The sequence below is a fragment of the Flavobacterium anhuiense genome, assembly GCF_900101855.1.
GTDB classification, from domain to species: domain Bacteria; phylum Bacteroidota; class Bacteroidia; order Flavobacteriales; family Flavobacteriaceae; genus Flavobacterium; species Flavobacterium anhuiense.
The window spans coordinates 256215-272537 of record NZ_FMVC01000004.1 but is presented as its reverse complement, the minus strand read 5'-3'; the positions used below and the strand labels follow the sequence as shown (position 1 = coordinate 272537).

Here is a 16323-nt window from a genome sequence, read left to right as displayed (position 1 = left end):
GCGGTCTTCTTTGTAGGGAAGCCGTATTTGTCGTTTAGAATACTTAATGCCACCGTTATAGTTAAAACTATTGTAGAAACAATTGAAAAAAAGCCTGTAAACAAGAGTTTACAGGCTTTTTTATGGAGTCGCAGGGATTTCATTCGAACAGCTAATTCCCATCGTAATGTTTATTGATAAACTTAAATAATATCCATTAAAATAGTATATGTGATTTAAGTTCGAGACAAAGAAGATTGCAATCATTTTACATTATGTCCAGTATTTGAAAGTAGTATTATTTGAGCTTTTATTAGGTATAATTTTTCCTTTATATTTTCTTTTTCGAGTTTTTGAAGTAATAAAGGAAACTCCGAATCAATCATCTTTAAGTGCACTAAGAATAATTATCTGTTTTCGCTCATTATTAGATTTGTTTAAAGGATAATAATCTTTATAAACATACATAAAAAGAATAATTATCTGATTTTAAGTATGAATAAAAATATTTAATCTTTTATTTTAAAATTTGCAGGATAAAAAACTAAATATTATCATCAAATGAAAGCGAACATAAAAGAAGAGAGGGGAATAAACGAAAAGCAGGATATTAAAAATACTCAGAATGCAATCAAGAATGATTTTGCATTCACACTAAAGAGCACTTGTTTAGATGAAAACTATCATCCCTCAAGCCAAACGCGTTTGACAACCAATTTTGCAAATCTGGCTAGAGGAGATAAGCGCCAGCAAAACTTACGCAATGCCTTAAATATGATTAACAATCGATTCAATGCATTGGCTCATTTGGATAATCCAAAAGCTGATCGTTACCTTATAGAACTTGAAATCCTCACAGTAACGATGAGTATTGATGATAAAAATGGCAGTAACGATTTACCGATGATTGAAGTTTTAAAAACGAATATTATTGACCGTAAAAGTGGCCAGCAAATCGAAGGGGTTGCCGGAAACAATTATTCTTCTTATGTTCGTGATTATGATTTCAGTATTTTATTGACCGAGTACAATAAAAATAAATCTACTTTTTCTATTCCTGAAAATTTTGGCGATTTGCACGGAAAACTTTATAAATGTTTTGTGAATTCGGTCACTTATAAAGAGCATTTTAAGATGTCACCGATCATTTGTTTAAGTGTATCGAGCAACAAAACGTATACCCGCACTGACTACCAGCATCCTGTTCTGGGTTTTGAATATCTGCAGAATGAATATTCTCTCACTGATGAATATTTCTCTAAAATGGGCTTAAAAGTTCGTTTTTTCATGCCTCCGAATAGTGTGGCACCGATGGCTTTTTATCATTCTGGAGATCTGCTTGCCGATTATACTGATCTTGGATTAATCAGCTCAATCAGCACAATGGAGACTTTCCAGAAGATTTATCGTCCTGAAATTTACAATGCAAATTCAGTGGCTGGAAAAATCTATAAGCCTAGTCTTAAACACGAAGATTATTCACTGACTCGCGTGGTTTATGACCGCGAAGAGCGCAGCCGACTGGCTGTTGAGCAGGGTAAATATGCAGAAGAGCATTTCATTAAGCCTTACAAAAGTCTCTTGGAACAATGGTCTGCTAATTTTACCCTTTAATTGATTACAACGCATTAAAATTATATTATTATGAAAAAATTATTACTACCCACCTCTATTGTTGGAAGTTTACCCAAACCAGCCTGGCTTGCACCACCCGAAAAACTTTGGTCACCATGGAAATTAGAAGGAGATCAGTTACTTGAAGGGAAACAGGATGCTCTGCGCATTTCTCTGCAGGAACAGCAATTGGCAGATCTAGATATCATTTGTGACGGCGAACAAACACGCCAGCATTTTGTAACGACTTTTATCGAGCATTTAAGCGGTGTAGATTTTGAAAACCGTAAAACCGTAAAAATCCGTAACCGTTATGATGCGAGTGTTCCAGTGGTTGTAGGTGAGGTTGCACGCCAAAAAGCAGTTTTTGTTGAAGATGCTAAATTTTTACGCAAACAGACTAATAAACCTATAAAATGGGCATTGCCAGGCCCGCTGACAATGGTAGATACCTTGTACGACGACCATTATAAAAGCCGGGAAAAATTGGCGTGGGAATTTGCGAAAGCACTCAATCAAGAAGCAAGAGAACTTCAAGACGCAGGGGTAGATATTATCCAGTTTGATGAACCTGCATTTAATGTGTTCTTTGATGAAGTGAACGATTGGGGAATGGCGGCATTAGAAAGAGCCATTGAAGGCTTACATTGTCAAACTGCTGTTCATATTTGTTATGGTTATGGAATACAGGCAAATACCGATTGGAAAAAGACATTAGGTTCTGAGTGGCGACAATACGAAGAAATTTTCCCGAAAATTCAAAAATCTAAAATTGATGTGGTGTCTTTAGAATGTCACAATTCCAATGTGCCTTTAGATTTAATGGAATTGGTTCGCGGTAAAAAAGTAATGGTCGGTGCCATTGATGTGGCAACCAACACTATCGAAACGCCAGAAGAAGTAGCTGATACCCTGCGTAAAGCTCTTGAGTTTGTAGATGCCGAAAATCTTTACCCTTCTACAAACTGCGGTATGGCTCCGTTATCTCGAAACGTAGCTAGAGGCAAATTAAGTGCTTTAAGTGCAGGAGCAGAAATTATACGCAAAGAACTTGGGATTAGTCTCGATATTAATAATGGAGTCCATACTTCTATGGAGGAATAATATTTAATACACATTGAAAAAATTATTACAAGTATTAAAAAAAGCAGGTTTCGACGGTTTCCTGTTAATGATAGCCACCATGATTCTGATGGCTTATTTTTTACCAAAGCCAGGCATGGTTAAAGAACCTGTTTCGCTGGAGGAGATTGCCAATGCTGGGGTTTCCTTGATTTTCTTGTTTTATGGCATGCGACTGAGTGTTGAGAAACTAAAAGCCGGACTTTCCAACTGGAAAATGCACATTGTCGTCCAGTTGACCACCTTTTTATTTTTTCCGCTCATTGTTTTGGCATTTCGCCCGTTGTTTGTCAATAACGGGTTCGAGCTGCTGTGGTTGGGTGTATTTTTTCTGGCGGCTTTACCGTCAACAGTATCCTCTTCTGTGGTTATGGTCTCTATTGCTAAGGGAAACATTCCCGCAGCGATTTTCAATGCAAGCATTTCTAGTTTGATCGGAGTATTGGTTACGCCGCTCTGGGTTGGGCTGTTTATAGCTTCTGCGACAGACGATTTTGATGTTACTCAAATCGTCATAAAGTTGATTCTTCAAGTCTTGCTGCCTGTCATGATTGGCATAAGCTTAAATTCCCGTTTTGGCGCCATTGCCGAAAAATACAAGAAGCAGCTCAAATATTTCGACCAGGCAGTTATTCTAACCATTATTTACACTTCGTTTTGCAAGTCATTCTCCGAACATCTTTTTGAAGGTTTCACCGCTCTGGAACTTGCTGGACTTGCTGTAGGGATGATGGCGTTGTTTTTTGTCGTATTCTTTTGTGTAGGACTACTCAGCCGCCTGCTTGGTTTTTCAGATGAAGATCGTATTACGGTCTTATTCTGCGGGTCTAAAAAGTCATTGGTACATGGCACCGTTATGTCAAAAGTACTTTTTCAGCACAGTACTATCACCGGGATCGTATTGCTGCCGCTCATGCTTTACCATGCATTGCAATTGATTGCCGCCAGTATTATCGCTCAGGGTATGGCTCGGCGAAAAGAAGTGTAATTTTTGTTATATCAAATAAGTGCAGGTTATTATTTTTTTAATTGGTGTAAAATAAGATTTTTGTGTTGTTTCTAGTTGTATTTAAAGAATTTTATTCTAATTTAGAAATAAATTAAACCTAATTTAAAGTAAAATTCTATGGAGCAGATAGATGATATTGATCTTCAGTTATTAAATATACTTCACGATAATTCTAAATATACAGTAAAAGAACTGGCGAAGATGGTAAATCTTTCCCCATCGCCCGTTTTTGAGCGCATTAAAAGATTAGAGAACAATGGTTATATTAAGAAATACATAGCGCTTCTTGATGCAGAAAAATTAAACAGGGGATTCATTGTTTTTTGTAATATCAAACTAAAACAGCACGATCGTAATATTGGGAATCAGTTTGTCAGTGATATTATGAAAATAGAAGAAGTTGTAGAATGTTATAATATCTCAGGCGATTACGATTTTTTAATGAAAGTTTCTGCCAAAGATATGAAGCATTATCAGGATTTTGTGTTTAATAAATTGGGATCAGTTGAAAGCATAGGAAGTACCCAAAGTACCTTTGTTATGTCGGAGATAAAAAATATGTATGGATAGCTCCGCGATGTTTTAAAATTATTTTGGAATTGCTATCATTTAGCATCAAAAAAATAAGATAAACCAAAGGAGAAAAAATATCAACCAAATTGTCAACCAAAAAAAAACAAAAAGCCTGTAAACAATTTGTTTACAGGCTTTTTTGTGGAGTCGCCGGGAATCGAACCCGGGTCCAAACAAGCAACTAAAGAGCTTTCTACACGCTTATTTCCTGATTGGATTTTCGATGTTGAGCTAGGCCAGAAACAACCACCCAACACTTATCTTCTTAAATTTCGAAATCCACCCGAAGCTCATGGAAATCTAGGTTTATTTTTACGGTTCCCCTGAACGGAACGCCACAAACCAAGGCTTTCCAGGAGAATCCAGCTTCTCTACCTTGTAGAGACGTGGCGTAATCTTACTATGATTCGGATTATGCAGCTAAAGCGTAATTATTTTCGCCGTGTAAAAGTTCGAGATCTTATATTTACGAGCAAGGTCTCAATGCTCGACGTGCTTACTGTTCAATTCGACTTGCTGTCAAAACCAGTCGACCCCAAAAAATAAGTCTGCAAATTTAGAGTATTTGAAATTACTTTCTGCTAAAATTTTCAAAAAAATATAAGTCCAAAGTCCAAAGTCGGAAAGTCTAAAGCCGGAAATCGAAACTTGAAAGTTATAAAGTTTTTAAAATCAAAAGCTTACTTTCTTTTGCTCCTTTTTATTGTACCTCAATTAGTATATTAAAAGACAAAGTCAAAATAGACAACAACTTTAAGACTTTGGACTTTCGACTTTGGGCTTTATGACTTTACAACTATTTTTACTCTTCGTCTTTAAAATTAAAAGGATAATCTCCAAAAATCGGAGCTAGTTTACGAACTGCATAAGTGTTTCTAGTCATCTTATTAGACAGGGCAATAATCGTTACGCCTTCTTTCATCAAAGTAATATAAGATGAGGTATTTCCGTGCCACCATCCATTATGAAAATAAAAGTTTTGTCCCGTTTCCCAATTAATCATTCTAATGCCAAGACCATAATTCTTAGTTCCTTTACGCTCATTGCTATAGCCAGTGTAAACTTGTTTTAGTAATTCAGGTTTTAAGAAATCTGGCGATTGTCTTGCGCGATCAAATTTTAAAAGATCTCGTGCAGTCGAGAAGATATTTTTATCTCCGTAAACATTATCTAAATAATCAAAGCCAATTTCTACACCGTTGCCTTTATAAGAAGGAACAATTTTTTTTCTGTCTTTATCATCATCAAAAACATAAGTATGAGTCATTCCCAAAGGCTTAAAAATCATTTCAGACATGGCTTCTTTATAACTTAAGCCCGTAATTTTTTCTATAATAAGAGCCAGCATGGCATAATTCGTATTGCAATAACTAAAACGTGTTCCAGTTTTAGCTTCCAAACCAATATCTTTTGTAGCCAGAATATCTAAAATGTCTTTATTGGTTAATTGATTATGTCTGTCCCAAATCGATTTGTCGCGGTCTGTGAAATAAGCGTAATTACGCATTCCTGTGCGGTGATCCAATAACATTCTTATGGTACATTCTTCGTATGGGAAAGTTTTTAAAATAGTATTTACTTTTTGGTCCAAATCGATTTTACCTGCGTTAACCAATTTTAAAACCGCTGTGGCAGTTAGCACTTTGCTCACAGAAGCAATTTGTACAGGTGTTTCAGGAGTTATCTCCGTTCCTTCATTTTTATTGGCATAACCATTATATCTTTCAAATAAAATTTGTCCATTTTTGGCCACTAAGAAACTTCCATTCATGGTATTATTTGGCCAATTTTTGTTGTAAAAGTGATTTATTCTGCCGACAACTGAGTTTTTATAAGCCTGTGAAACTTTCGGTTCAGCTCCTAACGGCTTCATTTTAGGTAAGGTATCTTCGACTGTCTGAGTTGTATCTGTGGCTGCTGTTTTGTTTTGGCCACATGAACTTAAAACCAGTATTGAAAAAAGTATTTGTGGTATCTTTGTTTTTTTAAGGAAAATCATTTGCATCGTTCTTTAAAAACAAATATATCGAATTCAATTTTGTTGTATTCTTGGTTCTGGAGCTCTATTTTGTGTTTTTTAACATTTTTTTAAGAAAACTAAATTTTACTCGGTTGTTTTTCAGCTTTTAACGGTTTTGGAACATTTTAAATAGAATTTTTGAAACAAAATTTTAACTAAATTTGTTATATTTGAAACAAATATGTTTTAAAAAGTTATATTATTAAATACTAAAAAACCAATCTAATGAAATTTGGAATCATAAAAGAGAGAAAAAACCCGCCTGACAGAAGAGTTGTTTTTTCTCCAAATGAATTGACAAGATTAAAGCAACTTTATCATGATGCCTCTGTAAAAGTCGAAAGTTCAGATATCAGAATTTTTTCTGATGATGACTATAAAAATATGGGAATTACCGTTACTGATGATGTTTCTGACTGCGATGTTTTATTTGGTGTGAAAGAAGTTCCTGTAGAAAGCTTGATTCCAAACAAAGCGTATTTCTTTTTTTCTCATACAATTAAAAAACAGCCTCATAATAGAAAATTACTTCAGGCGATTTTAGAAAAAAATATCGATTTATACGATCATGAAACGATTGTAAACGAATACGATCATCGTTTAATTGGTTTTGGAAAATATGCTGGAATGGTTGGTGTTTATAACGGAATCCGCGCATTCGGAATTAAATTCGAATTGTTCAAACTTCCAAAAGCAGAAACTCTTTCAGGAAAAGAAGATTTGATAAAACACTTAAAGCGTATCACAATGCCAGCTCTGAAATTTGTAGTTACTGGAACTGGAAAGGTTGGGAGCGGAGCCAAAGAAATTTTGGATGCTATAAAAGTGAAGGAAATTACAATTGATAATTATTTGACTAAAAAATATGCTCAAGCGGTTTATGTGCAATTGGATGTTTTGGAATACAACAAAAGGAAAGACGGGCAGGTTTTGGATTTTGTAGATTTTGTTAAGCATCCAGAAGAGTATGAATCTGATTTTGAACGATTCACGAAAGTATCTGACATTTATTTTGCTGGACATTTTTATGCCAGTAATGCACCGATGATTTTAACCAAAGAAATGCTGAACGCAAGCGACTGCAAATTGAAAGTGGTAGCTGATATTTCTTGTGATGTTAACGGTCCGATTGCTTGTACAATACGTTCGTCAACCATTGAAGATCCCTTATATGGGTATTTTCCGTTAGAAGATCGTGAAGTTGATCTTTTTCATCCAGCTGCAGTTGCAGTAATGGCAGTAGATAATCTGCCGTGTGAAATTCCAAAAGATGCCAGCGAAGGTTTTGGAGAACAATTTATGGAACACGTAATTCCAGCTTTCTTCAACGGTGATAAAGACGGAATCTTAAAACGCGCCAAAATCACTGAAAATGGAAAACTAACAGAAAGATTCAGTTATTTACAGGATTATGTAGACGGTAAATAAGTTATGAATTATGAATTAGAGTTAGCCGATTTTGTCTATAAAAAAGGAGAAACATAAATGTTTCTCCTTTTATTATTTACGTTAGAGTAATAACTCATAATTCATAACTCAAACCATATCTTCAGGTTTTACCCAAGCATCAAAATCTTCTGGAGTTACATAACCAAGTCGAACCGCTTCTTCTTTTAAAGTTGTTCCGTTTTTGTGAGCGGTTTGAGCAATTTCTGCCGCTTTATAGTATCCGATTTTGGTGTTTAAAGCAGTTACTAGCATAAGCGAATTATCAACTAATTCTTTGATGCGTTTATGATTTGGTTCGATTCCCTGTGCGCAATGTTCGTCAAAAGAAACACAGGCATCACCTAATAATTGTGCCGATTGTAAAAAATTGGCCGCCATTACAGGTTTGAAAACATTCAGTTCATAGTGCCCTTGCATACCGCCAACAGCAATTGCCATATCATTTCCAATAACTTGAGCGCAAACCATGGTTAAAGCTTCACATTGCGTTGGGTTTACTTTTCCAGGCATAATAGAAGAACCTGGTTCATTTTCAGGAATATGAATTTCGCCAATTCCAGAACGAGGACCTGAAGCCAGCATTCTAACATCGTTGGCAATTTTATTTAAAGAGACAGCCAATTGTTTTAAAGCTCCGTGTGTTTCTACAATTGCATCGTGTGCTGCAAGCGCTTCAAACTTATTTTCTGCCGTTACAAAAGGATGGTTGGTAAATTTTGCGATATATTCTGCGACTTTTACATCATATCCTTTTGGAGTGTTTAATCCTGTTCCAACAGCTGTTCCTCCAAGAGCGATTTCAGATAAATGGGATAAAGTATTTTTTAAGGCTTTTAATCCGAAGGCTAGTTGTGCTGCGTAACCTGAAATTTCCTGACCAAGAGTTAATGGTGTCGCATCCATTAAGTGCGTACGGCCGATTTTGACAACATCTTTAAATTCTGCAGCTTTTTTGGCTAGGGTAGCATGAAGTTTTTCGATACCAGGAATCGTAGTTTCTACGACCATTTTGTAAGCGGCAATATGCATTCCAGTTGGGAAAGTATCATTTGACGATTGGGATTTGTTTACATCGTCGTTGGCTTTTATAAATTGTTCGCCTTCGCCAATTTCAAAACCTTTAAGGACTTGAGCGCGGTTGGCAATTACTTCGTTTACGTTCATATTGCTTTGCGTTCCAGAACCCGTCTGCCAGATTACAAGAGGGAATTGGTCATCTAGTTTTCCCTCAAGAATTTCGTCGCAAACTGCTGCGATTGCATCTCTTTTTTCGATTGGCAAAACGCCTAAATCGTAATTGGCATAAGCAGCGGCTTTTTTTAAGTAAGCAAAACCTTCTATGATTTCTTTTGGCATGGATGCCGCCGGCCCAATTTTGAAATTATTTCTAGATCGTTCTGTTTGTGCACCCCAATATTTATCGGCTGGGACTTGAACTTCGCCCATGGTGTCTTTTTCTATTCTGTATTTCATTATGTTGTATGTAAAAATGTTATTTGTAAAATGTGAAATTTTTTGATGAAATTCATCTGAGCTCTTTTAGAGAAAGGGATTGTATGATCTAAAAAAGCTTATTTAAAATGAGTATAAATATACGGATAAATGTTATTTAACGAAAATTGATTTAGATTTTATTGCTGAGAAAAAATATATACCCTACATTTGTGGTAACATTCAAAAATTCCGGAAAACATGTTTGAATTTTCACAGTACTTAGGTTTTTTACTTTTCTTAACCATACTAACTATAGGGTTTTGGTTAATGTTTTTCTTGGTAGGTTTCTTATCTTATTGGGTAACAGGAGCTAGCTGGGAAATGATTAAAGAAAAAAGAGCCAGAAAAAGACAAGAAGAACAATCTATTTAATTTTAGATTGATGTCATAAAAAAAGAACCCAAAAGGTTCTTTTTTTTGTGCCAAAAAAAGGAAATTCCAATCCCGAAGCCTCGGGACAAATTCCAAATTCCAATTCGATAAGCTTATTTAAACCCGATAGGTTTTTAAAACCTGTCGGGTTCCTTATAAATAGAAAATTCCAAATCCCAATGATAAAAATTGGAATTTGGAATTTTTTTATTGGAATTTTTTATCCAGATTGGAATTTAAAAGATTTTATCCAGGAAAATCTCCGCCACCGTCTCCACCGCCATCATTTCTTGGCTGTGCATTTTTATCTCTTTCACCTTTTGGTTTATTGAAACGGTATGTGAATGATAAATTGAACTGACGTTTACGGAATTGGAATTCGCTATATGAACTTACATCATCTAAATACGTGTACGATCTCATTTTTCTTGAATTGAATACGTCGCTAATGTTGAAAGCAATAGTTCCTTTGTCTTTCATGACATCTTTGCTGAAAGCAGTATTCATTCCGAATTGGCCTAAGTTTTTACCTTGAGCTGTTTTTTGTTCTCCGTTGTACATTGCTGTCAACTGCCAGTCAATTTTGTACGGAAGTGTAACTTTAGAGTTTACTCTTGCAAACCAAGAATTAGCCTGATTGTCTAAATCTTGAACAATCTCTTTTCCTTGCGTATCTGTATAACTATGTTCCCCTGTAGTTTTTACATTGAAGAAGTTAAAGTTACTGTTTAATTTCCACCATTTGAATGGAGTGTAATTGAACGTAAATTCGAAACCAAATTTTTGCTCTTTTCCTAAGTTAATAGGTTGGCTTTTGATTACAGGCACTCCATTAACTTCGTCTCCAGTAGGAGATCGTACAAAACTGAAAACATCTTTTGTGTCTTCAAAATATGCCGATGTATTGAAGGTTACTTTATCCCATTTTTTGATGTAGCCAATATCATATTTGTCTGTCAAAGAAGGATCTAAGTCTGGATTTCCTTGAAAGATGTTAACATTACTTGCATAGTTTACCGCAGGGTTCATGAAACGTCCTCTTGGTCTTGACAAACGTTTGCTATAGCTTGCAGAGAAATTACTTTGATCTGAGATTTCGTAACTAATAAAAGCACTTGGAAATAAGTTGTTGTATTTTTTAGTATTGAAATCGCTATTGTCTAGCAAATTAACATGGATGTCCGTGTCTTCCCATCTTAAACCAAATAAATAAGAGAATTTATTTACTTTGAAACCATACTGTGTGTAAAGTGCATTGATGTTTTCTTTGTATTCTAAAGTATTTGATAAATTAGGATCTTTTGCTCCTCCATTTTCAGTTACATAATATTCGTTGTTTAGATCTCCAAAACTTCCTTTATATCCTGCTTCAAACTGGCTTCCTTTTCCTAGCGGAAGAACATAATCTGCCTGAAATAATACTTGTTTTTGGATCTGATCGTTTAGCGTATTATTGAAATTCGGTGAGGCTGTAATAGTGCTGTAGCTATCATCTGTATTTCTTGAAATAGAAAGGTCTGCGGTAAGTTTGTGTCCCTTATCGTTGAAATTCTTAATCAAATTAGAAGTGTACTCAAAGTTTTCGCTTCCAGTATCTGCGTTGTTTAAACGATACGTTGTTCCAGTAAAATTGCGATTAGCATCGTAATTATAATAATTGATCAGATCTCTATCGTCACCCGTATTTTTTTGGTAGTTGATAGCATTTGTCCAGAATGTAGATGGCGTTATGGTCCATTCAACTCCAGCTCTTGCATTGAATCCGTTTCTGATACGTTTTGTATCGCGGTCTTCGTCTAAGAAACTTTTTGTTGTACCGTCTGGATTTAAATATTCAGAATTGGTCTGGCCAGCTCCTTCTGTAGTTCTGTAGTTGTAACCAGCAGTTGTAAAATAGTTTAACTTTTCAGTTTTGTAGTTTAAGTTAGCACTTAATCCATACGTTTCTGGTAAACCTGTTGAAGCAATAAAAGTTCCGTTGAAACCTTGATTTTTTCCTTTTTTAAGAACAATATTGATAATTCCAGAACCACCCTCAGCATCATAACGCGCTGATGGGTTTGTAATTACTTCTACTTTGTCAATTGCGTCCGCTGGAAGCTGTCTTAAAGCTTCTGCAATATTTATAGCTTGCGAAGGTCTTCCGTCAATTAAAATACGAATGTTGTCGCTTCCTCTTAAACTTACATTTCCTTCTGTATCAACAGAAACAGAAGGGACGTTGTCTAAAACATCGCTAACACTTCCGCCTTTTACAATCATATCCTGACCAACGTTGTAAACTTTTTTGTCCAGTTTGATTTCTACAGTCGATTTTTCAGCGCGAACTACAACTTCGTTTAGTTGTGCAGCATCTTCAGATAGGTTTACTACACCTAAATTGGTATCGCCTTGAATGCTTTTCTGTTTAATTTCAGTCGATTTGAATGAAATGAACTCTACTTTTATATCGTAAGTTCCGGGTGCAACCGCAACTTCAAATTCTCCTTTCGGATTCGTAATACCTCCAGCAACAACTTTTGTATCATTTGGAGCAGTAAGTGAAATTGTAGCATACTCTAATGGTTGTTTGCTTACTTTCTCGAAAACTTTTCCGGTGACTTTTACTTTGGGTCTGCCTCCGGGACCTTGTTGAGAGTAATTGTAGAAACTTGTAAACATGAATACAAGCAATACAGCAAATTTGATTTTTTTCATTTTCTGGTTTTCTTTTTCTCTTTAGACGCCAAATGTAGTTTTTGGTTTAAAGAGAAGAATCACAAAAAAATGTTAATAGGGTATTTTAGAATCAATCTAAAAAAGAAGCAACGAGTTCTGGGTCTCGGCCAATTATAGCTTTTCCGTCTTTTACAACAATTGGACGCTCTATTAAAATTGGGTTTTCTACCATGGCATTTATAATCTCGTCATCGCTCAAGGTTTTTCCTTTAAAATTTTCGATCCAGATTTTTTCCTTTGTTCTAATGAGTTGGATTGGCTCTAAATTTAGTTGACCTAATAATATTTTTAATTGGTCAAAAGATGGAGTTTCAGTTAAGTAAGGTATGATTTCAAAATCCTGATTCGATTTTTCAATAAAAGCTAGACAATTTCTCGATTTTCCGCATCTTGGATTGTGGTAAATTTGTATCATTTTGTTATATTTAAACGTTTAATATTCGTAAAATAAAAAGGCGGTATTTTAGTGCTATCAAAAGTAAGATTAACTTATCGAATTTGAATTCTCATTTTTTAAAATTTTAAATTTATGTTTTTAGAACAAGGAATTAAGCCCGAGAATAAATTTTGGAAATATCTGTTAGGATCAGTTTTTATTATTTCGGCATCTTTTATAGGGCAAATTCCAATTACAGCAGCTGTATTTTATAAAACATTCACAGAGCATGTTGCTTTCCCAACTACAAATGAAGAAATAATGAAAATGTTTGAGTCTAATACAACTCTTTTTCTGATAATGATTTCTTTCATTTTTGCTTTTGCAGGAATTTATTTTGTGGTTAAATATATTCATCGTCAAACTCTATTGTCGGTGACAACTTCAAGATCTAAAATGGATTGGAAAAGAATCTTGTTTTCTTTCTTTTTATGGTCATTTTTCTCCTTGCTCAGTTTTTTGTTCGTATATTTAAGATCACCTGAGCAATTCGTATTGCAGTTTAAATTAGTTCCTTTTTTGACATTAGCAGTTTTAGGATGCATTTTAATTCCGATTCAGACTTCAACTGAAGAATATGTTTTTAGAGGTTATTTAATGCAGGGATTTGCCAATTTAGTTCAGAATAGATGGTTTCCGCTCTTAATGACTTCTGTCATATTTGGCTCGATGCATTGGACCAATCCTGAAGTTGAAAAAATGGGAGGTGTTATCATGATTTATTATATAGGAACGGGATTGTTTTTGGGTGTAATAACGCTGATGGATGAAGGGATGGAATTGGCACTCGGATTTCATGCTGCAAACAATCTTGTTGGAGCATTATTGGTTACTTCAGATTGGACCGTTTTTCAAACCAATTCTATATTTAAAGATCTTTCAGAACCTTCAGCAGGAATTGATGTAATTCTGCCAGTGGTTATTATTTATCCTATTCTGCTCTTTATTTTTAGTAAAAAATATGGCTGGACAAATTGGAAAGAAAAGCTAACAGGAAAAATTAGTAATGTCGAATTAAATGCTTAAGATTATGCAAAACTTAACTCAAAATAACGTTCACAATTATTTCAAATTAAATGGATATCATCTAAATGCAAAAGACTTGTGCCGTGTCGCTTATAGTTATATTAAAGAAGGAGATGCATATGAACAATCTATTGGAGAGTTCTTTTTAGACTGGTTTGATAAAAAAGATTATATCGAAATGACGACCTCTGGAACAACAGGACTTCCAAAACTGGTTAGATTAAAAAAACAAGCCATGATTCAATCTGCTTTGGCAACAGGTGATTTTTTTGGTTTGGAGCCAGGAAATAAAGCTTTATTATGTTTGCCAACGCAATTTATAGCAGGGAAGATGATGCTGGTGAGAAGTTTAATTTTAGGATTGGAATTAGATGTGGTTTCGCCAAGTCTGCATCCATTACAATTCAATACGACGACTTACGATTTTGTGGCAATGGTGCCGCTTCAGGTTCAAAACTCTATAGGCGGACTTTCTAAAGTACACAAATTAATTATTGGCGGAGCTAAATTAGATTCGGCTCTTGAGGAAAAGCTTTTGCCTTTAAAAACAGAAATCTACGAAACTTATGGAATGACCGAAACAATTACGCATATTGCGGCGAAACGTTTGGGGGATTCTGTTTTTTCGATTCTTCCAAATGTCAAAATCTCTCAGGACGATCGTCAATGCTTGGTGATTCATGTAGCTACAATTTCTGATGAGCCAATTGTCACAAATGATTTGGTAGAGTTGGTGAATGAACAGCAGTTTAAGTTTTTAGGTCGAATTGATAATGTAATCAATAGTGGAGGGGTAAAGCTGATTCCAGAACAGATTGAAGCTAAACTGACAGGAAAAATTGCTAATAGATTTTTTGTGACAGGACTTCCAGATACTACTTTAGGAGAAAAACTAGTTTTGGTTATAGAAGGAGAAAAACAAGAATTTGAACCTGATTTCTTTGATGTTTTAGGGAAATACGAGAAGCCAAAAGAAATAGTCTTCGTTTCAAAATTCAAAGAAAATGAAAACGGAAAATTACTTCGTAAACCAACTTTGCAAGAGTAAAATTTCAATCTTTTAAATTCCAAACTTGAGTTTAGAACTTTGTCAAAGTTTTAAACTTTGACAAAGTTGTAAAATAAAAAAATCCCAAATTTCAATAACTCAGATTGAAATTTGGGATTTTAAATATTAAGCAATTCCAAGGTTGGAATTTGGAATTTGATATTGGAATTTTTACTTTTTTCTTTCCATTAGCGCCATATAGAATCCATCAAAACCAGATTCTGAAGCTAACATTTTACGATCTTCAATAAAAGTAAATTGTTGCCCGATTTCTGTTTTTAAGAACTTTTCTACTTGTTCTTGGTTTTCTGATGGAAGAACAGAACAAGTGGCGTAAACTAATTTCCCTCCTGGTTTTACAATTTTAGAATAGCTTTCTAAAACTTCGCTCTGAACTTTACGAATGTTGTCGATAAATTCAGGTTGTAATTTCCATTTAGAATCTGGATTTCTTTTTAAAACTCCTAATCCGCTACAAGGTGCATCAATTAAAACACGATCGGCTTTTTCGTGTAATTTTTTAATCACTTTTGTGCTGTCGATGATGCGATATTCAATATTAAAAGCACCATTTCTTTTAGCTCTTAATTTCAATTGTTTCAATTTACTTTCGTACAAGTCCATTGCAATCAATTGTCCTTTATTTTGCATTAGAGAAGCCATGTGTAATGTTTTTCCGCCCGCACCTGCGCAAGTGTCTACTACGCGCATTCCTGGTTTTACATCTAAAAAGGCTGCAACTAACTGAGAGTTGGCATCTTGAACTTCAAAAAGTCCTTGTTTAAAAGCGTCTGTCAAAAATACGTTTGCTCTTTCTTTTAAAACAAGAGCATCTGGCTGATCTTTTAAATATTCAGTTTCAATATTTAAATCCATTAAAGTATTTCTAAGACTTTCTTTTGTACCTTTTAAAGTATTAGTTCTCAAGATAACTTTTGCCGGCTGATTTTGCGCTGCAATTTCTTTGGCCCAAACTTTCTCACCAAGTTCTTTTACGCCCAATTCATCCATCCAATCTGGAATAGATTCTTTTATGGCTCTAGTTTTAGATAATTCATCAAAACGACCTTTGATTTTTCTTTCAGGAGTTCCTTCCAGTTGTCTCCAATCTGGAATTGGATAACCGCGTAAAACTGCCCAAACCGCAAACATTCTCCATAGATTATCTCTGTCGTAAGGTTCTTTTACTTCGGCAATTTCTGCATATAATCTTTTCCAGCGAACAATTTCGTATATCGTTTCAGCAACAAACTTTCTGTCAGAACTTCCCCAACGTTTGTCTTTTTTTAATGCTCTGGCTACCACTTTATCAGCATATTCTCCTTCGTTGAAAATGGCATTCAAAGAGTCAATGGTAGTATAAACTAAATTTCTGTGTAATCTCATTTCTATAATTTGAGTTGCAAAGGTACTATTAATTGATTGAAAGTTAAATTTTTAATACTGAATCTTAATCTAACTCG

13 protein-coding genes and 1 other RNA gene are annotated in these 16323 nt (G+C 34.8%); 8 read left to right on the top strand and 6 right to left on the bottom strand.

Annotation, left to right across the window (positions count from 1 at the left end):
* Positions 1-540 precede the first annotated feature (540 nt).
* The 4 genes from BLP44_RS12335 (at position 541) to BLP44_RS12320 (ending at position 4294) form a co-directional block, all read left to right on the top strand.
* A complete protein-coding gene (locus BLP44_RS12335; protein WP_091133298.1) occupies positions 541-1593 on the top strand; it encodes a DUF1852 domain-containing protein in 1053 nt (350 codons plus the stop codon).
* 30 nt (positions 1594-1623) lie between these two features.
* A complete protein-coding gene (locus BLP44_RS12330; RefSeq protein ID WP_091133296.1) occupies positions 1624-2697 on the top strand; it encodes a methionine synthase in 1074 nt (357 codons plus the stop codon).
* Between the two features lie 13 nt (positions 2698-2710).
* Positions 2711-3703: a bile acid:sodium symporter family protein gene (locus BLP44_RS12325; RefSeq protein WP_091133294.1), complete on the top strand. Its 993-nt coding sequence runs from the start codon at positions 2711-2713 to the stop codon at positions 3701-3703.
* Positions 3704-3841: 138 nt separating this feature from the next.
* Positions 3842-4294: an Lrp/AsnC family transcriptional regulator gene (locus BLP44_RS12320; RefSeq protein ID WP_008468454.1), complete on the top strand. Its 453-nt coding sequence runs from the start codon at positions 3842-3844 to the stop codon at positions 4292-4294.
* Positions 4295-4436: 142 nt separating this feature from the next.
* Here the strand turns inward: BLP44_RS12320 and ssrA are convergent.
* Together ssrA and BLP44_RS12310 are read right to left on the bottom strand one after the other, a co-directional pair.
* Positions 4437-4834: a transfer-messenger RNA gene (gene ssrA, locus BLP44_RS12315) on the bottom strand.
* A 265-nt stretch (positions 4835-5099) separates the two neighbouring features.
* Positions 5100-6302, bottom strand: a complete 1203-nt coding sequence (locus BLP44_RS12310; protein ID WP_008468458.1) for a serine hydrolase domain-containing protein — start codon at positions 6300-6302, stop codon at positions 5100-5102.
* Between the two features lie 240 nt (positions 6303-6542).
* On the opposite strand from BLP44_RS12310, the gene BLP44_RS12305 reads away from it, so the two are divergent.
* Positions 6543-7745 carry an NAD(P)-dependent oxidoreductase gene (locus tag BLP44_RS12305; protein ID WP_091133292.1) on the top strand — a complete coding sequence of 401 codons (1203 nt, stop codon included), beginning with the start codon at positions 6543-6545 and terminating at the stop codon, positions 7743-7745.
* A gap of 108 nt (positions 7746-7853) precedes the next feature.
* Here the strand turns inward: BLP44_RS12305 and fumC are convergent, their stop codons facing one another.
* A complete protein-coding gene (gene fumC / locus BLP44_RS12300; protein WP_066033951.1) occupies positions 7854-9239 on the bottom strand; it encodes a class II fumarate hydratase in 1386 nt (461 codons plus the stop codon).
* A 219-nt stretch (positions 9240-9458) separates the two neighbouring features.
* Between fumC and BLP44_RS22960 the strand changes: the two genes are divergently transcribed.
* Positions 9459-9632, top strand: coding sequence for a hypothetical protein (locus BLP44_RS22960; RefSeq protein WP_008468464.1), 174 nt, complete (start codon positions 9459-9461; stop codon positions 9630-9632).
* Between the two features lie 246 nt (positions 9633-9878).
* On the opposite strand, the gene BLP44_RS12290 is transcribed toward BLP44_RS22960, so the two are convergent.
* Positions 9879-12329, bottom strand: coding sequence for a TonB-dependent receptor (locus BLP44_RS12290; protein ID WP_091133290.1), 2451 nt, complete (start codon positions 12327-12329; stop codon positions 9879-9881).
* A 91-nt stretch (positions 12330-12420) separates the two neighbouring features.
* On the bottom strand, positions 12421-12765 hold the full coding sequence (gene arsC, locus BLP44_RS12285) for an arsenate reductase (glutaredoxin) (RefSeq protein WP_091133288.1): 345 nt from the start codon (positions 12763-12765) through the stop codon (positions 12421-12423).
* Positions 12766-12879: 114 nt separating this feature from the next.
* Here arsC and BLP44_RS12280 point away from each other — a divergent pair, with 114 nt between their 5' ends.
* A complete protein-coding gene (locus tag BLP44_RS12280; protein ID WP_091133286.1) occupies positions 12880-13812 on the top strand; it encodes a CPBP family intramembrane glutamic endopeptidase in 933 nt (310 codons plus the stop codon).
* Between the two features lie 4 nt (positions 13813-13816).
* Entirely contained in the window at positions 13817-14860 is a 1044-nt protein-coding gene (locus BLP44_RS12275; RefSeq protein ID WP_091133720.1) for an AMP-binding protein, read from the top strand.
* 171 nt (positions 14861-15031) lie between these two features.
* Here BLP44_RS12275 and BLP44_RS12270 read toward each other — a convergent pair whose 3' ends face one another.
* Entirely contained in the window at positions 15032-16246 is a 1215-nt protein-coding gene (locus BLP44_RS12270; protein ID WP_091133284.1) for an RsmB/NOP family class I SAM-dependent RNA methyltransferase, read from the bottom strand.
* Positions 16247-16323: the final 77 nt, after the last annotated feature.

What these genes read in the sequence shown, in the direction of transcription:
- BLP44_RS12335 (WP_091133298.1), top strand. Translation starts at nt 541, where the DNA reads ATGAAAGCGAACATAAAAGAAGAGAGGGGAATAAACGAAAAGCAGGAT.
- BLP44_RS12330 (WP_091133296.1), top strand. Translation starts at nt 1,624, where the DNA reads ATGAAAAAATTATTACTACCCACCTCTATTGTTGGAAGTTTACCCAAA.
- BLP44_RS12320 (WP_008468454.1), top strand. Translation starts at nt 3,842, where the DNA reads ATGGAGCAGATAGATGATATTGATCTTCAGTTATTAAATATACTTCAC.
- BLP44_RS12310 (WP_008468458.1), bottom strand. Translation starts at nt 6,302, where the DNA reads ATGCAAATGATTTTCCTTAAAAAAACAAAGATACCACAAATACTTTTT.
- BLP44_RS12305 (WP_091133292.1), top strand. Translation starts at nt 6,543, where the DNA reads ATGAAATTTGGAATCATAAAAGAGAGAAAAAACCCGCCTGACAGAAGA.
- fumC (WP_066033951.1), bottom strand. Translation starts at nt 9,239, where the DNA reads ATGAAATACAGAATAGAAAAAGACACCATGGGCGAAGTTCAAGTCCCA.
- BLP44_RS22960 (WP_008468464.1), top strand. Translation starts at nt 9,459, where the DNA reads ATGTTTGAATTTTCACAGTACTTAGGTTTTTTACTTTTCTTAACCATA.
- BLP44_RS12290 (WP_091133290.1), bottom strand. Translation starts at nt 12,329, where the DNA reads ATGAAAAAAATCAAATTTGCTGTATTGCTTGTATTCATGTTTACAAGT.
- arsC (WP_091133288.1), bottom strand. Translation starts at nt 12,765, where the DNA reads ATGATACAAATTTACCACAATCCAAGATGCGGAAAATCGAGAAATTGT.
- BLP44_RS12280 (WP_091133286.1), top strand. Translation starts at nt 12,880, where the DNA reads ATGTTTTTAGAACAAGGAATTAAGCCCGAGAATAAATTTTGGAAATAT.
- BLP44_RS12275 (WP_091133720.1), top strand. Translation starts at nt 13,817, where the DNA reads ATGCAAAACTTAACTCAAAATAACGTTCACAATTATTTCAAATTAAAT.
- BLP44_RS12270 (WP_091133284.1), bottom strand. Translation starts at nt 16,246, where the DNA reads ATGAGATTACACAGAAATTTAGTTTATACTACCATTGACTCTTTGAAT.